The sequence below is a fragment of the Streptococcus infantis genome, assembly GCF_000963255.1.
GTDB classification, from domain to species: Bacteria; Bacillota; Bacilli; order Lactobacillales; family Streptococcaceae; genus Streptococcus; species Streptococcus nidrosiense.
The window spans coordinates 12143-31420 of record NZ_JYOV01000019.1 but is presented as its reverse complement, the minus strand read 5'-3'; the positions used below and the strand labels follow the sequence as shown (position 1 = coordinate 31420).

Below are 19278 nucleotides of genomic sequence, written 5' to 3'. Positions count from 1 at the left end.
TTTTATGTTGAACTTATAAATCATACTCTTCAAAAATCTCTTCAAACCACGTCAGCTTCGTCTTGGCGTATATTTGTTACTGACTTCGTCAGTTCTATCCACAACCTCAAAACAGTGTTTTGAGCAACCTGCGGATCGCTTCCTAGTTTGCTCTTTGATTTTCATTGAGTATCAGTTGCTTGCCAATTTTTGGGAAACAGTGTATGATAGGAAAGGACCTTTTTGCTAAAAGAGTGATAGGGACTAGATGAAAGAAATCTTTGATCTCTACAGTAATATCTAGCTCTTTTGACTTAACATAAATAATGAATGAGGATAAAATGAAACAATTTTTGGAAAAAGTGAGTATACTTTCTCTATCGTTAGTATTGATCACATCATTTTCTATATCAAGTGCCCTACCAGCCATGTTTGACTATTATCAGGGCTACTCGACAGGTCAGGTTGAACTTCTAGTTAGTCTCCCATCCTTTGGGATTATGGCCATGCTCCTCTTAAATGGAGTTTTAGAACGGATTTTTCCTGAACGTCTCCAGTTAACCCTAGGACTTTTGATTTTATCAATCAGCGGAATAGCTCCCTTCTGGTATCAGGGATACTACTTTGTCTTTGCTACTCGTCTTCTGTTTGGGATTGGTGTGGGGATGCTAAACGCCAAGGCCATCTCGATCATCAGTGAACGGTACCACGGTAAAACTCGTATCCAAATGCTTGGTTTTCGTGGATCAGCTGAGGTAGTGGGAGCCTCTATCTTGACTCTGGCAGTTGGTCAGCTTTTGGCCTTTGGATGGACTGCAACCTTCCTAGCCTATGCAGCAGGTTTAGTGGTTCTTGTACTCTTCCTTCTCTTTGTCCCTTATAACAAAGAAGAAGTTCATGAGTCTAAGCAAAAGACAGAAGAAGCAGCGAAACTAACTCGCTCCATGAAACAGTTGATTTTCTTTCTAGCTATCGGTGCTGCAGTCATTGTATGTACCAATACAGCTATTACCTTCCGTATTCCTAGTCTCATGATTGAGGCAGGCTTTGGAGATGCTCAGTTGTCTAGTCTGGTACTCAGTGCCATGCAGTTGATTGGGATTCTGGCGGGAATTAGCTTTTCTTTCCTCATCTCTGCCTTTAAGGAAAAATTGTTATTGGTTGCGGGTGTAACCTTTGGTATTGGGCAAATCATCATTGCTCTTTCACCTTCTCTTTGGGTTGTCGTTGCAGGTTCTGTCTTAGGAGGATTTGCCTATAGCATTGCTCTGACGACAGTCTTTCAATTGATATCTGAAAGAATCCCAGCAAAGCTCCTTAACAAAGCAACTTCCTATGCTGTCTTGGGATGTAGTTTTGGTGCCTCGTTAACACCTTTTGTTCTTTCAGGAATTGGCTTGGTGACTACAGATGGTCGAATGACCTTTATCATTCTAGGAGCATGGGTGATTGCGACATCAGTCCTTGTTTCTCTCCTATTGAAAAAAGAAGCTTAACAAAAAGAGGCTGGGCAAAAAGTTTTTATAATCAGAAAACGCATACTATCAGGTGTTGAAAAACCTTGATACTATGCGTTTTATTTTTTTCATTTTCTGATAATACTCTTCGAAAATCTCTTCAAACTGCGTCAATGTCGCCTTGCCGTATATATGTTACTGACTTCGTCAGTTCTATCCACAACCTCAAAGCAGTGCTTTGAGCAACCTGCGGCTAGTTTCCTAGTTTGCTCTTTGATTTTCATTGAGTATAAAATTGAGTTTTTGATCAACTTTTTTTAGTGATCAGGCGAACATTTGCCAAAAGTAATCAATGATGTAGGTCAAGCCGTATGTGTAAACGACCAGGGTAAAGGGCTTGGTCAGGATGATAATGGTCATGTAACGCTTGAAGCTCATCTTGGTTAGAGCTGCCAGCATACAGAGAAAGTCCGCTGGGCTAACTGGCCAAATCATCATAAAAATAAAGAAACGGTCAAAACGATTGCCCTTATCCAACCAGCCAATGTACTTATCATAGGTGCGCTTACTGACGACAGACTGAACAAAGGGGGCTCCGTAGAGACGCACCAAGTAAAAGATAATGGCGCAACCAATAACAATACCAATATAGTTGTAAATCGTCCCCACGATATGCCCGTAGATAAAGACACCGGCAACGGATGTCAGAGCACCAGGAATGATAGGAACAACCGTCTGCAAAATCTGTAAAAAGATAAAGAGTGGTGGCCCCCAGATACCGGCCTGTTGGATAAAGGCAGATAGGGTTTCCTTGGAATGCAAGACTCCAGCCTGATAGGCCCAGATACAGAAAATCAAAGTACCAACTCCACCGATGATGGAAGAAATATTAATTGCTTGCTGTAGAAGGGGAGAAACAGCTTTCATTTCTTTATCGTGTGACATGTAAACTCCTCTTGAGTAGTATGATTCTACTATACCATATTTTAAGGAGAAAGGGGGAATGAGTCTTTTTGACGTTGAATAGATAGGGAGATAGGCATTCAAGACTTAAAATAGGTCTGTTCCCTAAGGTTTATATGTATTATAGCTTTAGAACAATCGTCATTCTATAAACTTACAGGTGCTCTAAGCTTCGAATGGCTTATCTGAGAAAGTTTTGAGGTCTTTGAGTTTTCGAATAGTTGTTTTTCCTAAAGTTTAGGTGTATTCTAAAGCTAGAAAAGTTAAAATCTAAAAATAGTAAGAGTCTCTATCTGATGGACGGAGTATATGTCTAGTATGAATCCTTTGAATCGTTAGTTAATTTTAAGATTAATCAGTTCTGAAATAATTACTAAATATAGTTAGATAGTGAATTAATTATTACTTGACTTCGTTTTTTAAAATGGTAAAATAAAGTTGTCCATAGGTTTAGCCGTATGGGAAGTCGAATTTATCTGTCACAATGATAGACGCTTGCTCACAAGCTACAAATTGTGCTATAATTAATATAGATGAGAAGATGTTAATTTTGATTATCGTTGCAATCTGCCTCGGTCGGCAGTTTGGATTCGAACTTAGACAACGTCCTCGTCTGCGTTCGACTCTTAGTCAAATCAACCAGTTTAAAGAGTTGGAGGAATTACTGATGAATTTCTTTGAAGAAATCGTTCTAACATTCGTGACTAATTTGGTATTCGGTATTATAAAATAAATTAATAAGTGTGCAATATTAGCTGTTATTATAGGAATACCGACCTATTGCTAATGTTGCTCCTTTTGTTTTATGGAAAAAATAAATTTCAAATCGTATAAGTGTAAGAAATATCGTCATATTGATAAAAGGATAATGATTGATAGGGTAATAGATTATATTACAGACCCAGAGAAAGTTGCTCGTCATAGCTTTCTTCCTTTTTTGCGTTATGAGCGGAAGAGTTCTAAGTACGTTGGTTGTGAGTTTAGTAATATTGATGGTAGACCTGTAAAGTTTAAGATTCGTCCTCTCATGTATGCAGGCCATTTAGATGGTTTGATATATAAATATTACTCTGACCTACTAAACATTTGCTACAATGAGTGGATGGAGGATAATGAATTAGATTTCTTCTCGGTGGCATATCGTACGAATAAACAACATCAAAGTAGTATAAATTTTGCTGCGGAGGCGATTTCTTTTATAGAGAAGCAAGACAATGCTTTGGTAATTATTGGTGATTTTGAAAAGTTTTTTGATACATTGGATCACAAATTATTAAAGGATAGATTGCAGAGAGTATTAAAAGTTCAACAATTACCCAGTGATTGGTATAACATATATAAATCACTAACTAAATTTGCCTTTATTGAAAAAAGTACTTTAGATTTTTCTGATGATTCTTTGGTGCTGAAAAATGATGTTAGTTATTTTCGAAGTATAGGTGATTTTAGAAAATTTCAAAAATATAATAAATGCAAATTAAACAAAAATATTTTTGGAATCCCTCAAGGAAATTCATTAAGTGGAGTTCTTGCTAATATCTATGCTATTGATTTTGATAGGAGCTTAGCTGAACTTTCAAAAGAATTTGATGGTTTTTATCAAAGATATTCTGATGATTTTATAATTGTATTAGATGTTGAAAAACTGTATTCTAGGTATGGAAATGATTTTGTAGAGTCGATTACAAATTTATTAAAAGAACTATCAGATGAGAATAAAATTCATTTACAGACTGATAAAAATAAAAAATTTTTTATTAATGATAATGTGGTATTGAATGAACACAACAAAGTAAATGGTATAGATTATTTAGGTTTTAGATTTGATGGTAATAATGTCAAAATTCTTGAAAAGAGTATCTATAAATTTTACCGTGAAGGTAGAAAATTGATATACAAATCTAAATATATTCAAAGAAAGAAAGGATTAAAGAAGCTACCAAATCGTCACAAAATTTACTCATTGTATACTGATTTTGGAAAATCAAAAAAATATCCTAGCAATTTTATAAAATATGCTCAGAGGTCCCAAGAAATATTTGATAAAATTAGTCCAAATACATCTAATCTAATGTTGTCACAATTAAAAAATAGAAAGAAAAAAATTGAAAAGGCATTAGGATATAGAATTCACTCTAAAATGAAAACCACTCACTCTTCTGTACTGCATACCAAAAGTTAGATTTTTCGGCTCTTTGTCAACTGTAGTGGGTTGATGAAAAGTTATAACCTGGAGAGGACTAACATGGTTCTCTCCTTTTTGATATTCAAAGCAATGAGGATTCTAATTTTAAAGTTTTCAAAGTTCCGGAAGCCAAAAGCATTGCGCTTGATGACCTTAATGAGGTTATTGGTAGCCTCTAGTTTCGCGTTTGAGTAGGGCAGTTCCAGTGAGTTCATGATTTTGTCCTTGTCTTTCAAAAAGGTCTTAAAAACAGTTTGAAAAATAGGATTTACACAAGAAATCGTTTCTTCAATCAGTTCAAAGAAATGGTCTGTTTGTTTCTCTTGGAAATGAAACAGTAATAGTTGATAGAGTTCATAGTGCTCTCTAAGTTCTTGAGAGTATGCAAGGAGCTTTTCGAGAATCTCTTTATTGGTCAAGTGTGAGCGAAAAGTCGGGCGATAAAATCGTTTATCGCTGAGTTTACGGCTATCCTGTTGAATGAGTTTCCAGTAACGTTTTAGTGCCTTATATTCGTGCGATTTGCGATCAAAACGATTCATGACTTGGATGCGAAGACGATTCATAGCTCGACTGAGATGTTGGATAATGTGAAAGCGGTCGAGAACGATTTTAGCGTTAGGAAAAAGTTTTCTGGCAATATCATAGTAGGGGCTAAACATATCCATGGTAATGACTTTCACGCGACTTTTCACCTGACTAGAATAACGAAGGAAATGATTGCGAATAGTCACTTGAGTTCGCCCATCCAGGATAGCTACGATTTTTCTGGAATCAAAATCCTGTGCAATGAAACTCATCTTACCTTTCTTGAAGCTGTATTCATCCCAAGACATGTGAGTTGGAAGGAAAGATAAATCTGTCTTGAATTTGAATTCTTTCAATTTACGAATGACTGTCGAAGTAGAGACAGATAGACTTTCTGCGATAGCCGTCATAGGGACTTTCTCGAGTAGCGATTTGGTGATTCTTTTTGACTAAGGAAGTCTCTGAGACAGCTATTTTCCCGCAGACTTTACAACGGAAACGGCGTTTTCTCAATCGAATGAGTGTCTTATAGCCTGCACACTCTAGATAGGGGATTTTAGATTCTTTCTGGAAGTCATATTTAGTCATTTGCCCTAGGCAGTGATGACACTTAGGAGCAGGATAATCTAGCTTAGCGATGACTTCTTTATGCGTTCCAGCATCAAGATAATCCAAGATTTTGATGTTCTTGTCTTTAATTCCGAGTAAGTTTGTGATAAAATTTAATTGTTCCATAAGATTCTTTCTAATGATGGTTTGGTCACTTTTCATTATAGGTCTTATGGGACTTTTTTTATACAACAAAATAGGCTCCATAATTCCTATGGTGGTTTTACCCACTACAGAAATTATGGAGCCGATTTTTCTGTATAACTTTTAGGATACACTTTTATTCTTAGTTTAGGTGCTTTTTCTTAAAATATGATAAAATATAAAGGATAATGCATTGAATTAGGGAAGTGAAAATGGCAAGTAAAGAAAATGCAGAACGCAAGGAGCTGCATCGTAAAATTTGGGCGATTGCGGACGATGTTCGTGGTGCTGTAGATGGTTGGGATTTTAAACAGTATATACTGGGAATTCTGTTCTATCGCTTTATTTCAGAGCATATGGCAGACTATTTTGACCGTGCTGAGCATGAAGCTGGCGACTTAGAATTCCGTTATGCTAAATTGAGTGACCAAGAAGCTGAGCAAGATTTTAAACCAGGGACAGTTGAGGATAAGGGATTTTTTATCCTTCCGAGTCAACTATTTGAAAATGTTGTGGAGAATGCCTCGCAAAATGAAAATTTAAACGAAGAATTGGCCAATATTTTCCAAGCTATTGAGAAGTCAGCTATTGGATTCAAATCAGAGGATGATATTAAAGGTCTATTTGATAACTTGGACACAAGAAGTAACATCCTTGGTGGTACTGTTCCAGAAAAAAATAAACGTCTTTCTGATATCCTTAATGGTATCAATAGTATTAACTTTGGCAACTTTGAGGAAAATGACATTGATGCCTTCGGGGATGCCTATGAGTTCTTGATTTCCAACTATGCGAGCAATGCTGGTAAAAGTGGTGGGGAATTTTTCACTCCTCAGACAGTTTCTAAATTACTTGCTCGCCTAGTGATGGTCGGTAAGGACAAGATTAATAAGGTCTATGACCCGACATGTGGTTCAGGCTCGCTCTTGCTGCAGATGAAAAAACAATACGAAGATCATATCCTAGAGGATGGTTTCTTTGGTCAGGAAATCAATATGACTAACTATAACTTGGCTCGTATGAATATGTTCTTGCACAATATCAACTACAATAACTTTGATATTAAGCGAGGAGATACCCTTTTAAATCCTCAGCATTTAGATGAGAAACCTTTTGATGCTATCGTTTCTAATCCTCCATACTCTGTCAAATGGGTGGGAGATGGAGACCCAACTCTCATAAATGATGACCGTTTCGCTCCTGCAGGGAAACTAGCTCCTAAGTCAAAAGCTGACTTTGCCTTTATCATGCATAGTCTCAACCACTTATCTAATAAAGGTCGAGCAGCTATTGTATGTTTCCCAGGTATTTTCTATCGTGGAGGAGCTGAAAAAACCATTCGTCAGTATCTAGTAGATAACAACTTTATTGAAGCAGTTATTGCCCTTCCAGATAATCTCTTCTTTGGTACTTCTATCGCGACCACGATTTTAGTTCTGGCGAAGAATAAACTTGAAAATAAAACCCTCTTTATTGATGCGAGTAAAGAATTCAAAAAAGAGACCAATAACAATGTTTTGACAGATAGTAATATTGAGCATATTGTTGAATTGTTCACTAATTATCAAAGTGTGGATTATAAATCTGCGCTGGTTGATAATGATGTGATTGGCTTAGAGCAAGACTACAATCTATCTGTCTCAACCTATGTCGAACAAGAAGACACACGTGAGAAGATTGATATTGATGTTCTTAATAAAGAAATCGCTGAGACTGTTGCTAAGATTGATTACTTACGTGCAGAGATAGATAAAATTGTAGAGGAGCTAAGCCATGGCAAATGATGTAATTCTCTATAGAACGGATGATGGCGAGTCAGCTATTGAACTACATTTGGATAATGGTACAGTCTGGCTGACCCAACAGGAACTAGCTGAGCTCTTTCAAACTTCCAAGCAAAACATTAGTAAACATATCAAGGCCATCTTTGAAGATGGTGAATTGTCGGAAGAAGCAACTGTCAACTATAAGTTGACAGTTCAAAATGAGGGGAATAGAAGTGTTCAACGAAATGTTGCCTACTATAATCTTGATATGATTTTAGCGATTGGTCGTCGTGTATACTATATTCAAAATAATTTTAAAAAAAGTAAAAAATCCTTGAATTATCTGCTAAAAACGGTATAATAGAATCAATAGGACCGCCCACCTCTCTTTGATGTGACAAGGCGGACATTTTTTTATACGGAAGTTATTATGAAAATTAAAGAATTTAAAACTTGGGATGAGCAGGTGGCCAAATTAATTGAACACGGTTGTAAAGATATTAGATCAAATGAGTATGCGATTGATATCTTACAAAAGGTTAATTATTATCGGCTAACTGCTTATTTTTTACCTTTTCGTGATAAAGAGACGCAGAAGTATGATTCCAGTAAGGTTTCTTTGGAGAAAATTTACGGAATTTCTTGTTTTGATGCAGAACTTCGTTTGCTTATTTTCAAGTATTTAGAAGATATTGAGTTGTATTTTAGGACTCAAGTTGCCTATCATCATGGAAACAAGTACGGAGCTTTAGCTTATAAAGAAGCGACTGCCTTTAATAAATTTCATAAACATAGTGAATTTTTAGAAGATATTGAAAAAGAGTTGGGTCATAGGCAGAAAAGCCCTGTATATAAGCATCATCAGCGAAAATATGATGGAGTGTTCCCTATATGGGTTCTGGTAGAATTTTTTACTTTTGGAATGACTTCGAAATTTTTTGCAGATTCTCCGATAGATATCCAGCAAGATATTTCTAAAGATATTGGTATAAAGTCCACTCAAGTTAGAACTTATCTAGAAGTTGCAGTGGTTCTAAGAAATTACTGTGCCCACTATAATCGATTATATTATACAAGCTTCACAAAGGTACCGGGTCAACTCCCTACTTTCATGAACGAAAATAGTAAATTGAAAAATAGACTAATGGCACAACTTTATGCAGTTAAAAGCCTCTATCCTGATAAGAAAAAATGGAATGAAGGATTTTTATGTGAATTGTCAGCACTCATTAAACGCTATCAAGCAGTGATTCATCTGCATCATATTGGATTTGTGGAGGAGTGGGAAGAAGTACTAAAGAAATGATGGAGTATGATATGAACATCCTAGAAGAAATCCAAGACTGTCCTGTTGAGTGGAAAGAATTGGGGGAAGTGGCATTTTTAAAACGTGGAAAAACAATTACCTCTAAAACAGCTACTGATGGACCTTATCCAGTTATTTCTGGAGGTCAGAAACCTGCATACTTCCATGGAGAATTTAACAGAGAAGGTGAAACAATAACTGTTGCAGGTAGTGGTGCATATGCAGGTTTTGTGATGTATTGGAATGAGCCTATATTTGTTTCAGATGCTTTTTCTATTAAAGCGTTCGATAGGATTTTAAGCTCAAAGTTCTTATATCATTATTTACTTGAAAAACAAGGAATACTTTTTAGTCTAAAAAAAGGATCAGGAGTACCACACGTGTATCCTAAGGATGTTTCAAGAATTTCCATCCCAATTCCTCCCCTAGAAATTCAAGAAAAAATAGTGCAAACACTTGACAAATTTACCGATTATGTTACAGAATTGACCTCAGAATTGACCTCAGAATTGACCTCACGTAAAAAGCAATATTCTTTTTATCGAGATAAGCTTTTATCTTTTGAGGATGAGGTTTATCAGGTTGAGTGGAAGATGTTAAGTGAGTGTCTTAAAAAAGGAAAAGGGACTAAAATTACAGCTGGTCAGATGAAACTACTTCACAAAGATGGTGCGCCAATCCGTATCTTTGCAGGAGGAAAGACTTATGCTGATGTGAGCTATGGAGATATCCCTGATAAAGATATTCATACTGAAGAAGCAATTATTGTAAAATCTCGCGGAATTATTGATTTTGAATATTGTACAAAACCATTTAGTTTTAAAAATGAATTTTGGTCATACAGTTCAGACAATGAAAATATCAACTTAAGATATATTTATCATTACTTAGTTCATGATAAAGAACATTTTCAAAACATTGCTAATAATATGCAGATGCCACAAATTTCTAGTAATGATACTGAAAAATTCAAAATTCCAGTCCCTTCCCTCGAAATTCAATCTCGCATTGTTCAAGTTCTAGACAACTTCGATATGGTTTGTAATGACCTAAACATCGGACTTCCAAAGGAGATTGAACTACGTCAAAAACAGTACGAATATTTCCGAGAAAAACTCTTGACATTCGTCGCCGAAGGCGAGTACACTGAGAGTAGAGTAGAGGAGTGGGACAACTCCGCTATTATCAAACTTTTACAGTGGGTATTTGGACCAATTCGAGTTGAGTTAGGAGCAGTTGCAGAATATAGCCAAAAGAGGATTAGTGTGACAGAACTAACTCCTGAAACTTATGTTGGGGTTGATAATTTGTTACAAGATAGAAAAGGGAAAACAGTTGCTACATTCTTACCTAATCAAGGAAGTGTTACAACCTATAATCAGGGTGATATATTGATTGGTAATATCCGACCTTATCTAAAAAAAATCTGGTTTTCTAATCAAGTTGGTGGGACAAGTGGAGATGTCTTGACAATTCAAAATTCTATAACCCCTTTGATGGAAAATAAATATTTATATTATATTTTATCAGATGATCGATTCTTTAATTATAATGTGCAATACTCAAAAGGTTCTAAGATGCCCCGAGGAGATAAGCAAGCTATTATGCAATATAAATTTATATTGCCATCCCTTACTGAGCAAGAAAAAATCGTCTCCATTCTTGATAACTTCAACACCTTAACCAACTCTCTTTCTGAAGGTCTTCCAAAGGAAATTGAACTAAGACAGAAACAGTATGAATACTGGAGAGAACAATTATTAAATTTTACTAGATAAACTCTTTAATCATTTTGAGATAGAATCTCAATTAAAACAAAATAGGAAGCAAGCTATGGTTGATTATTCAAAAGTACATGAAGTAATTGCGGAAACAAATGAAGGGATTCTCTTGGCTGAGTATCAACCAGAGTATCGCACGGATAGAGAATATCAGTCAGAGGCTGATTTAGAAAATCAGCTGATTTCTGATTTGGTGAATCATCTCAACTATGAACGCTTAAATATTCATACTCCCGCAGAAATTTTAGCAAATACCAAGGTTCAGATTGAAAAGCTAAATAAGGTGACTTTTACAGATGATGAGTGGAATCGCTTTGTAGTGGAATATCTGGATTGTCCCAATGAAGGGTTAGTTGAAAAAACACGAAAAATCCAAGAGAATCATATCTATGACTTTGTCTTTGATGATGGACGGATTAAAAATATTTTCATCATTGATAAGAAAAACATTCACAACAACAGTATGCAGGTCATCAACCAAGTGACCCAGGTGGGTAGTCATACTAATCGTTACGATGTCACTATCTTAGTAAATGGTCTACCTCTAGTTCAGATTGAATTAAAGAAGCGAGGGGGAAGTCTTAAAGAAGCTTTTGAACAAATCCATAGATATAGCAAGGAGAGTTTCAATAGCGAAAATTCTTTATACAAGTATATTCAAATTTTTGTGATTTCTAATGGGACTTTTACACGCTATTTTGCAAATACAACAGCTCAGAATAAAAATCATTATGAGTTCACCTGTGAATGGGCAGACCGTAAAAATAAAACAATTCATGATCTTGAGGACTTTACCGTTACCTTCCTAAGTAAACGAGTTCTCTTGGAAGTATTGACTAAGTATTGTGTTTTTGATACTAATAATACCTTGCTCATCATGCGCCCTTATCAAATAGCAGCTACTGAGAGTATCATACGCAAGATTCATTCGTCTAATGAGATGAAGAACTTTGGCACTATCAATGCCTGTGGCTATATCTGGCATACAACGGGTTCAGGGAAAACTTTGACCAGCTTTAAGACAGCTCGTTTGGCGACAGAGTTGGACTATATTGATAAAGTGATTTTTGTGGTGGATAGAAAAGATTTAGATCACCAAACTATGAATGAATATCGAAAATTTCAACCAAATTCAGTCAATGGTAGTAACAATACAAAAGAACTCCAACGTAGTATTGAAGAAAATGATGATCGAATTGTTGTCACAACTATTCAGAAGTTAAATAAATTTATAACAGCAAATCCAAGCCATGAAATCTACAATAAAAAATGTGTCTTAATTTTTGATGAATGTCATCGGTCCCAGTTTGGGAAGGCGCAAAAGCGTATTAAGAAGGCTTTTAAACAGTATGCTCTATTTGGATTTACAGGTACTCCGATTTTCCCAGAAAATAGCTTAACAGGAGAAACAACCCAAGAGGTTTTTGGTGAACAACTTCATAACTACGTTATCACAGATGCTATTCGAGATAAAAAAGTGTTGAAGTTCAAAGTCGACTATAACTATATCAAGCCTGAAATCAATAAGTATAGAGAAGCAGAAAAGGCAGTCGGTCGAGAGCTCGATGAGAAGAAACTCAAAAAGATGGAGAAGGAACTCCTTTTGCATCCTGAACGGATTGCAACCATCACAGAGTATCTGTTGAGAGTCTATAACGACAAGACGCACCGAAATCAACACTACACTCACAAACAAAAACAACTGTCTGGATTTAATGCCATGCTGGCTGTACAAAGTATTGAAGCTGCGAAATTATACTATGAAGAACTTCAGCGACAACAAGCAGCATTACCAGAAGCTAAGCGTTTGAAGGTCGCGACTATCTTTAGCTTTGCTCCTAACGAAGAACAGTCAGCTTATGGAGAGATTCAAGATGAAGAGCTAGATCCTCAAAATACAGCCATGCCTCTCTCATCTAAAGAGTTTCTGGCTAAGGCAATCTACGACTATAATCAAATGTTCAAGACCAACTTTTCGACTGATGGGAAAGAGTTTCAAAATTACTATCGTGACCTTTCTAAACGAGTTAAGTCCAAGGAAGTGGATTTGCTGATTGTAGTGGGTATGTTCTTGACAGGTTTTGATGCGCCGACCATGAATACTCTCTTTGTTGATAAAAACCTACGTTATCATGGTTTGATTCAGGCTTTTTCTAGAACCAACCGAATTTTTAACAAGGTTAAACCTTTTGGGAATATCGTATGTTTCCGTGATTTAGAAAAAGCTACTCAAGAAGCTATTAGAACCTTTGGGGATACCAATAAGCTTGATATTATCTTAGAAAAAAGTTTTAGCGAATACATGGATGGTTTCGTGGATCAGGTGACGGGTATTAAGGTTAAAGGTTATACAGAAGTTTGTCAAGAAATTCTGGAAAGATTCCCAAATCCACAAGAAATTGAAACAGAACATGATAAAAAAGAGTTTGTTAAGTTATTTGGTGAGTTTCTGAAGCTTGACAACGTTCTTAGAAATTATGATGAGTTTCAGGAAATCGAAAAGTCTATCTCGGAAGGTTATCTCCAAGATTTAAGAAGTTCTTATGTGGAAATTCGAGATGAATTCTTAAACCTTAAAAACTATGAAAGAACAAAAGATTTAGGTGTTGACCTTTCAGATATTGAATTTGAGATTGAACTCTTAAAAACAGATGAGATTAATCTAGACTATATCCTCGCATTAATTGTTGAAAAATCGAAGAACTCTGAGTCTAAGGAAGCAATGAAAGCAGAAGTTAGTCGTGTGATTCGTTCTAGTATTGATATTCGTGCCAAAGAAGAGCTGGTGATTGGCTTTATCAATGACATCGATTTGCAAAAATTGAAAGACCATGATGGGATTATCAATGCTTTCTACGAATATGGCAAGGAGCGCAAGAAAATTGCGATTCACGACCTAGCTGAGGCTGAGAAGCTTGTAGATGACTATCAATTGTTTATCGACAAATCAATTCAACGAGGTTATGCTGAAAATAGTGGGACTGATTTGGATTCGATTATCCCACCAACTTCTCGTAGACAGGGAGCGCGTGAACGGAAAAAACAAGAAGTTTTACGTAAGATTCAGTTGTTAGTAGAGACTTATTCAGGTATTTAAGGATTTGTCGAACAAGGTCTGTTAGAAAAATCAGGCTCTACAAAAAACACTATTTATTCGCTCATAATTCGCTCATTTTATAAAAATAACTTTGTTTCCGTATTTCCTGGGAACTAGTAGAAAGTTAGGAGAAATATGGGAAATAACAACCAACGTGCCCTTTGTCAGCAGCTCTGGGCGGAAAATAAATACCTTGTTTTGAGCCATTCCAGCAATATTTACAAAGATATTCGCCAGTATCTCAAGCAAGAAGTGGTGGAGCTGAGTCAGGTTCAAGAGATGATTGACCGTGCCTGCCAGCTTCCAGAACACAGGGGTCAGGTTTGCAATGCCTTTCAGCATATTTGGGGCTATTTTAAAAAGCAAGCCAGTCTTGATGAGCGCAAGGACTATATGCTCTTATTGGATCGCTACCGCTTTGGTCAAGCCTCTAAGGAGGACTTGATTGCTAGGACTAGAGATTTGCTTGAACGTTACCCAAATGCTTATCTGCAAGATTCGATCTTGTTGAAAGGAGACTCCCATGAGACTTTGGCATGAGGCTTTGATTTCACAACTTCCCCGTCCGCAGCTTTTGGGACAACATCGAGAATGCTGTGCCCTGCGTGGCAATGGCTGGGGCAGGAAGCATGCGACGGTTGACTATGTCTTTACCCACTCTCCCTATCGTCTCTATGCCTATCATCGTTTGATCATGGAGGAGATGGCTGACCGTGGCTACAATGTCAGTCCAGAGTGGCTGGACAAGAACTACCGTGGCAAGACCTGTCCTCCTTATGAAAATTTAGCAGAAGAAAAGCTGAATAGTCCTATCTATAGCGAACATGACGCTACCTACTATGAGGAATGTCTGGCTAATCTTCGTGAAAAGGGGATAGAGCTGGAGTAAGAGTAAGGATTAGCTCCACTTTATAACTCTTTTCGTAATTTTTTCGAATAATAAAAATGAGACCTTTAGAATGATTCTAAGGTCTTCTTTTATAAGTATTTGGATTTACTTTTAATAACTTTTAAGTTATAATTGAATTGAAAAGAGGTTGCTTGGTGCACACGATTTACTTCTATAAGGACAAAAATGGAAATGAGCCAGTCTTGGATTATATGAGAGAATTGGCTAGTCGTAAAAGTAAAGATAGTCGCATTAAACTGAATAAACTAAACGACTATATCGAGTTGCTTAGTCAGCATGGGACTAGAGCTGGTGAACCCTATATTAAACATTTAGAAGATGAGATTTGGGAACTAAGACCTCTTAGGGATAGGATTTTATTTGTAGCTTGGGTTGATGGGAGTTTTGTTCTTTTACATCATTTTGTCAAAAAGACTCAGAAAACTCCTAGAAGAGAAATTAAAAAAGCCAAGCGTGAACTGAAGGACTTAAAAGAAAGAGGGGTAAGTGATGAAGAATAGTGCCGTTGGGAGTAACTGGAAGGATGTTCGGTCTCAACTATTTACCAAGGAAGAAATTCTTGAAAGTGATATGCGAGTGGCTATCATGAGTGAGTTGATTGAGGCTAAGCATGAGCAAGGAATTAGCCAGAAAAAGTTAGAAGAACTTAGTGGAGTGAGCCAGCCAATTATTGCTAGGATGGAAACAGGAAGGACTAGTCCTCAGTTGGATACGGTCTTGAAAGTTTTAGCTAGTTTAGGCAAGACACTAGCAGTCGTCCCACTTGAACAGGAAATATCTAAAAACAAATTATGACTAAGCTATAGTCTTTTCTAATAACAAGCCATAGTCAACTCTCAGTTTACTCAAGTTTGACTATGAACATGGCTATCTTGAAAATCTGTTAACCATTGTCTGCCAAAGGATTTGGGGAATCTTTTCCAAATCTTTTTTTGTGCTTTAAAAAGTGATATAGTTTCAAGCTATATCAAAGCCTAATTTTTTACAATTATACAGATGATTTCTTTTCTGTTAAGATAGTTTCAACAACAATTTTTGGAGGACACATCATGTCAACTACAATTATCGGTTTCCCTCGTTTGGGTGAATTCCGCGAATTAAAATTTACAACTGAAAAATACTTTAGAAAAGAAATCTCAGAAGAAGAACTCTTGGCTGCTGCGAAAGAATTGCGTGCAAAACACTGGAACATCGTCAAAGAAAAAGGCATTTCTGAAATCCCATCAAATGACTTTTCTCACTATGACAACTTCCTTGATGCTGCTTTCCTTTTCAACGTAGTTCCTGCATCTGTTCAAAACTTGGAATTGTCTGATCTTGAACGCTACTTTGCTTTGGGACGTGGTTACCAAGGAGAAAAAGGGGATGTTCGTGCCCTTCCTATGAAAAAATGGTTCAATACTAACTACCACTACATCGTTCCTAAATTTGAAAAAGACACTCAAGTAAAATTGGCTGGTCACAAGATCTTTGATGAGTTCCAAGAAGCTAAAGACCTAGGCCTCAACACTCGTCCTGTCCTTGTAGGACCATTCACTTTCCTTCAATTGTCAGACTTTGAAGAAGGTGTGAAAGCAGAAGACTTCGTAGATAGCTTAGTAGCTGCTTACCAAGATGTTTTTGCGAAATTGGCTGAACTTGGTGCAACTCGTATCCAACTCGACGAAGCTGCTCTTGTCAAAGACTTGACAGAAGAAGAAAAAGCCCTCTTCTTGAACATCTACAACAAACTCTTGGCTGACAAAAAAGGTCTTGAAGTCTTGCTTCAAACATACTTCGGTGACGTTCGTGACGTTTACGCTGACCTTGTGAAATTGCCAGTAGATGCGATCGGTCTTGACTTCGTTGAAGGTAAGAAAACTCTTGAACTCGTTAAAGGTGGCTTCCCAGCTGACAAGACTCTTTATGCAGGTATTGTCAATGGTAAGAACATCTGGCGTAACAACTACGAAAAGAGCTTGGCTATTCTTGAGCAAATCCCTGCTGAAAATATCGTTTTGACAAGCTCATGTTCACTTCTTCATGTGCCATTTACAACAGCAAATGAAGACTTTGAACCAGCTATCTTGAACCACTTTGCTTTCGCAGTTGAAAAATTGGATGAGATCCGTGACTTGGATGCTATCCGCAACGGTCAAGGTGCAGAAGCTCTTGCAGCAAACAAAGAACTCTTTGCAACTGAACGTGTTGGTGAAAATGCGGAACTTCGTGCACGTATCGCTGGATTGACTGACGCAGACTACACTCGTTTGCCAGCCTTTGCAGAACGTGAAGCTATCCAAGAAGAAGCATTCAAACTTCCAGCTCTTCCAACAACAACAATCGGTTCATTCCCTCAAACTAAGGAAGTTCGTGCTAAACGTTTGGCCTTCCGTAAGGGTGAATTGTCACAAGAAGAATACGATGCCTTCCTTGCTGAAACCATCGATGAATGGATCAAATGGCAAGAAGAAGTTGGATTTGACGTGCTTGTACACGGTGAATTCGAGCGTAATGACATGGTTGAGTACTTCGGTCAAAACTTGTCAGGTTACCTCTTCTCTAAAAACGGTTGGGTACAATCATACGGTATGCGTGGGGTTAAACCACCAATCATCTGGGGTGATGTGACTCGTCTCAACCCTATCACTGTGAAATGGTCTAGCTATGCACAAAGCCGTACGGACAAACCTGTTAAAGGTATGTTGACTGGACCTGTTACAATTCTTAACTGGTCATTCCCACGTGAAGACATCTCTATCAAGGATTCTACTCTTCAAATCGCTCTTGCTATCAAGGATGAAGTTCTTGACCTTGAAGCTGCAGGCGTGAAAATCATCCAAATCGACGAGGCTGCTCTTCGTGAAAAATTGCCACTCCGTCGTAGCGACTGGTACGAAGACTACCTTGACTGGGCTATTCCAGCCTTCCGCTTGGTACACTCAACAGTAGCACCAGACACACAAATCCACACTCACATGTGTTACTCAGAATTTACAGATATCATCCCAGCTATCGACAACTTGGATGCTGACGTTATCTCATTTGAGGCTAGCCGTTCAAACCTTGAAATCTTGGACGAACTCAAAGCGAAAAACTTCCAAACAGAAGTTGGACCTGGGGTTTACGATATCCACTCACCTCGTGTGCCTAACGAAGGCGAAATCGACCACACAATCGAAGCAATCCTTGCGAAAGTTCCAAGCAGAAAAGTTTGGATCAACCCTGACTGTGGTTTGAAAACACGTGGTATTCCAGAAACGAAAGAAAGCTTGATCCGCCTTGTAGAAGCTGCCAAAGCTGCGCGTGAGAAATTGTAAGAAAAGACAGTTCTCCATACACGGTTGATCAGTAAGAAATCAACTAGAAAAGGTTCATAAATATGTCACGTCAAACACCGTCCCTCTCATTTGAAGTTTTCCCTCCAAACCCAGCAGTAGGCAATGACAAAATTATTGCAGCCCTGAAAGATATGCAGGACTTGGCCCCACACTTCATCAGTGTGACTGCCAGCAATAATAAATTTAATATCAAAGAGACGACGGTTCGTTTGGCAGACTATATCCAAAATGACTTGGAGATTCCAACTATTGCTCACTTGCCAGCTATCTATCTGACTAAGGATAAGGTGGCTGAGACTATTGCAGATTTGGATAAGGTTGGGGTTCAGAAAATCTTGGCTCTTCGTGGAGATATCATTCCTGATGTGGAACCACAAAAGGACTTCCGTTATGCCACAGATTTGATTGAGTTTATCAAGGACCAAGCCCCGCACTTTGAAATCATTGGAGCTTGTTACCCAGAAGGGCACCCTGATTCGCCAAACCAAATCTCAGATATTCAAAATCTGAAAAGAAAAGTAGATGCAGGCTGTTCAAGTCTTGTCACCCAGCTTTTCTTTGACAATGAGCGTTTCTACGATTTCCAAGACAAATGTACCTTGGCTGGGATTGATGTGCCGATTCATGCAGGAATTATGCCAATCCTGAATCGTAACCAAGCTCTTCGTCTCTTGAAGACTTGTGAGAATATCCATCTCCCACGTAAGTTTAAGGCTATCTTGGACAAGTATGAGAATGACCCTGAATCACTCAGAGCAGCAGGACTTGCCTATGCCGTGGACCAAATCGTGGACTTGGTAACGCAAGACGTAGCAGGCGTGCATCTCTACACCATGAACAATGCAGATACTGCTCAGTACATTCACCAAGCAACCCATGCCTTGTTTAATCACCAATCTTTAGGATAATAAAAAGCAAACCATTCTTCTTTTCATGGAGGAATGGTTCCTTTTTAATAGAAAAGCCAGCACTTTTTAAGAAAAATATGATAAAATAGACTCTGTACGTACTTGATACAAAGATGAGGGTATTAAATAATACAATGCATTCAAACTGCAAGGTTTAGCGACACGAGCGAGTCAAATCGATATTATTTGATGAGGGAGTTAGTAAAGCATTTAGCTAATCGCCTGATAGCGATTAGCGTGAAAGGTTTAGATGCTATAGCATCAATCCTTTCTAATGATTTGTATCTTGATCTTTGTAGGCAAGGCGTATAATTTTATCAATCCA

13 protein-coding genes and 2 pseudogenes are annotated in these 19278 nt (G+C 37.5%); 13 read left to right on the top strand and 2 right to left on the bottom strand.

What is annotated here, in order from left to right; translation table 11 throughout:
• The first annotated feature begins 320 nt into the window (after positions 1-320).
• Positions 321-1475: an MFS transporter gene (locus TZ96_RS07255; RefSeq protein WP_045763501.1), complete on the top strand. Its 1155-nt coding sequence runs from the start codon at positions 321-323 to the stop codon at positions 1473-1475.
• A 285-nt stretch (positions 1476-1760) separates the two neighbouring features.
• Here TZ96_RS07255 and TZ96_RS07245 read toward each other — a convergent pair whose 3' ends face one another.
• Complete coding sequence (locus TZ96_RS07245; RefSeq protein WP_045763499.1) at positions 1761-2381, bottom strand: TVP38/TMEM64 family protein; 621 nt, start codon at positions 2379-2381, stop codon at positions 1761-1763.
• An 886-nt stretch (positions 2382-3267) separates the two neighbouring features.
• Here TZ96_RS07245 and TZ96_RS07235 point away from each other — a divergent pair.
• Positions 3268-4581, top strand: coding sequence for a reverse transcriptase domain-containing protein (locus tag TZ96_RS07235; RefSeq protein WP_052696568.1), 1314 nt, complete (start codon positions 3268-3270; stop codon positions 4579-4581).
• A gap of 41 nt (positions 4582-4622) precedes the next feature.
• On the opposite strand, the pseudogene TZ96_RS10500 reads toward TZ96_RS07235, so the two are convergent.
• Positions 4623-5847, bottom strand: a pseudogene (locus tag TZ96_RS10500) (ISL3 family transposase).
• A gap of 230 nt (positions 5848-6077) precedes the next feature.
• Between TZ96_RS10500 and TZ96_RS07225 the strand changes: the two are divergent.
• From TZ96_RS07225 to metF, 11 genes and pseudogenes are all read left to right on the top strand, one after another.
• Complete coding sequence (locus tag TZ96_RS07225) at positions 6078-7649, top strand: type I restriction-modification system subunit M (RefSeq protein ID WP_045763496.1); 1572 nt, start codon at positions 6078-6080, stop codon at positions 7647-7649.
• Positions 7639-7926 (top strand): annotated as a pseudogene (locus tag TZ96_RS07220) (cell filamentation protein Fic); the annotation flags it as partial. The gene TZ96_RS07225 and the pseudogene TZ96_RS07220, both read left to right, overlap by 11 nt.
• Positions 7927-8061: 135 nt before the next feature.
• The gene (locus TZ96_RS07215) at positions 8062-8937 is read left to right on the top strand and encodes an Abi family protein (protein ID WP_045763494.1); all 876 of its coding nucleotides are present in this window, start codon (positions 8062-8064) and stop codon (positions 8935-8937) included.
• Positions 8934-10715 (top strand): restriction endonuclease subunit S, encoded by a 1782-nt coding sequence (locus tag TZ96_RS10270; RefSeq protein ID WP_241768498.1) that lies wholly within the window; start codon positions 8934-8936, stop codon positions 10713-10715. Before TZ96_RS07215 ends, TZ96_RS10270 begins: the two co-directional genes overlap by 4 nt.
• 55 nt (positions 10716-10770) lie before the next feature.
• Complete coding sequence (locus TZ96_RS07205) at positions 10771-13815, top strand: type I restriction endonuclease subunit R (RefSeq protein WP_045763493.1); 3045 nt, start codon at positions 10771-10773, stop codon at positions 13813-13815.
• Between the two features lie 135 nt (positions 13816-13950).
• On the top strand, positions 13951-14355 hold the full coding sequence (locus TZ96_RS07200) for a YbgA family protein (RefSeq protein WP_045763492.1): 405 nt from the start codon (positions 13951-13953) through the stop codon (positions 14353-14355).
• Positions 14339-14704, top strand: coding sequence for a TIGR02328 family protein (locus TZ96_RS07195; protein WP_045763491.1), 366 nt, complete (start codon positions 14339-14341; stop codon positions 14702-14704). Before TZ96_RS07200 ends, TZ96_RS07195 begins: the two co-directional genes overlap by 17 nt.
• 155 nt (positions 14705-14859) lie before the next feature.
• Positions 14860-15225 carry a type II toxin-antitoxin system RelE/ParE family toxin gene (locus TZ96_RS07190; protein WP_045763490.1) on the top strand — a complete coding sequence of 122 codons (366 nt, stop codon included), beginning with the start codon at positions 14860-14862 and terminating at the stop codon, positions 15223-15225.
• Entirely contained in the window at positions 15215-15520 is a 306-nt protein-coding gene (locus TZ96_RS07185; protein WP_045763489.1) for a helix-turn-helix domain-containing protein, read from the top strand. Before TZ96_RS07190 ends, TZ96_RS07185 begins: the two co-directional genes overlap by 11 nt.
• 254 nt (positions 15521-15774) lie before the next feature.
• Positions 15775-18024: a 5-methyltetrahydropteroyltriglutamate--homocysteine S-methyltransferase gene (metE, locus tag TZ96_RS07180; RefSeq protein WP_045763488.1), complete on the top strand. Its 2250-nt coding sequence runs from the start codon at positions 15775-15777 to the stop codon at positions 18022-18024.
• 62 nt (positions 18025-18086) lie between these two features.
• A complete protein-coding gene (metF, locus tag TZ96_RS07175; RefSeq protein ID WP_045763487.1) occupies positions 18087-18953 on the top strand; it encodes a methylenetetrahydrofolate reductase [NAD(P)H] in 867 nt (288 codons plus the stop codon).
• Positions 18954-19278: the final 325 nt, after the last annotated feature.

Bases quoted from the DNA above. Each gene is read 5' to 3' on its own strand.
- TZ96_RS07255 (WP_045763501.1), top strand. From the start codon at position 321: ATGAAACAATTTTTGGAAAAAGTGAGTATACTTTCTCTATCGTTAGTA.
- TZ96_RS07245 (WP_045763499.1), bottom strand. From the start codon at position 2,381: ATGTCACACGATAAAGAAATGAAAGCTGTTTCTCCCCTTCTACAGCAA.
- TZ96_RS07235 (WP_052696568.1), top strand. From the start codon at position 3,268: ATGATTGATAGGGTAATAGATTATATTACAGACCCAGAGAAAGTTGCT.
- TZ96_RS07225 (WP_045763496.1), top strand. From the start codon at position 6,078: ATGGCAAGTAAAGAAAATGCAGAACGCAAGGAGCTGCATCGTAAAATT.
- TZ96_RS07215 (WP_045763494.1), top strand. From the start codon at position 8,062: ATGAAAATTAAAGAATTTAAAACTTGGGATGAGCAGGTGGCCAAATTA.
- TZ96_RS10270 (WP_241768498.1), top strand. From the start codon at position 8,934: ATGATGGAGTATGATATGAACATCCTAGAAGAAATCCAAGACTGTCCT.
- TZ96_RS07205 (WP_045763493.1), top strand. From the start codon at position 10,771: ATGGTTGATTATTCAAAAGTACATGAAGTAATTGCGGAAACAAATGAA.
- TZ96_RS07200 (WP_045763492.1), top strand. From the start codon at position 13,951: ATGGGAAATAACAACCAACGTGCCCTTTGTCAGCAGCTCTGGGCGGAA.
- TZ96_RS07195 (WP_045763491.1), top strand. From the start codon at position 14,339: ATGAGACTTTGGCATGAGGCTTTGATTTCACAACTTCCCCGTCCGCAG.
- TZ96_RS07185 (WP_045763489.1), top strand. From the start codon at position 15,215: ATGAAGAATAGTGCCGTTGGGAGTAACTGGAAGGATGTTCGGTCTCAA.
- metE (WP_045763488.1), top strand. From the start codon at position 15,775: ATGTCAACTACAATTATCGGTTTCCCTCGTTTGGGTGAATTCCGCGAA.
- metF (WP_045763487.1), top strand. From the start codon at position 18,087: ATGTCACGTCAAACACCGTCCCTCTCATTTGAAGTTTTCCCTCCAAAC.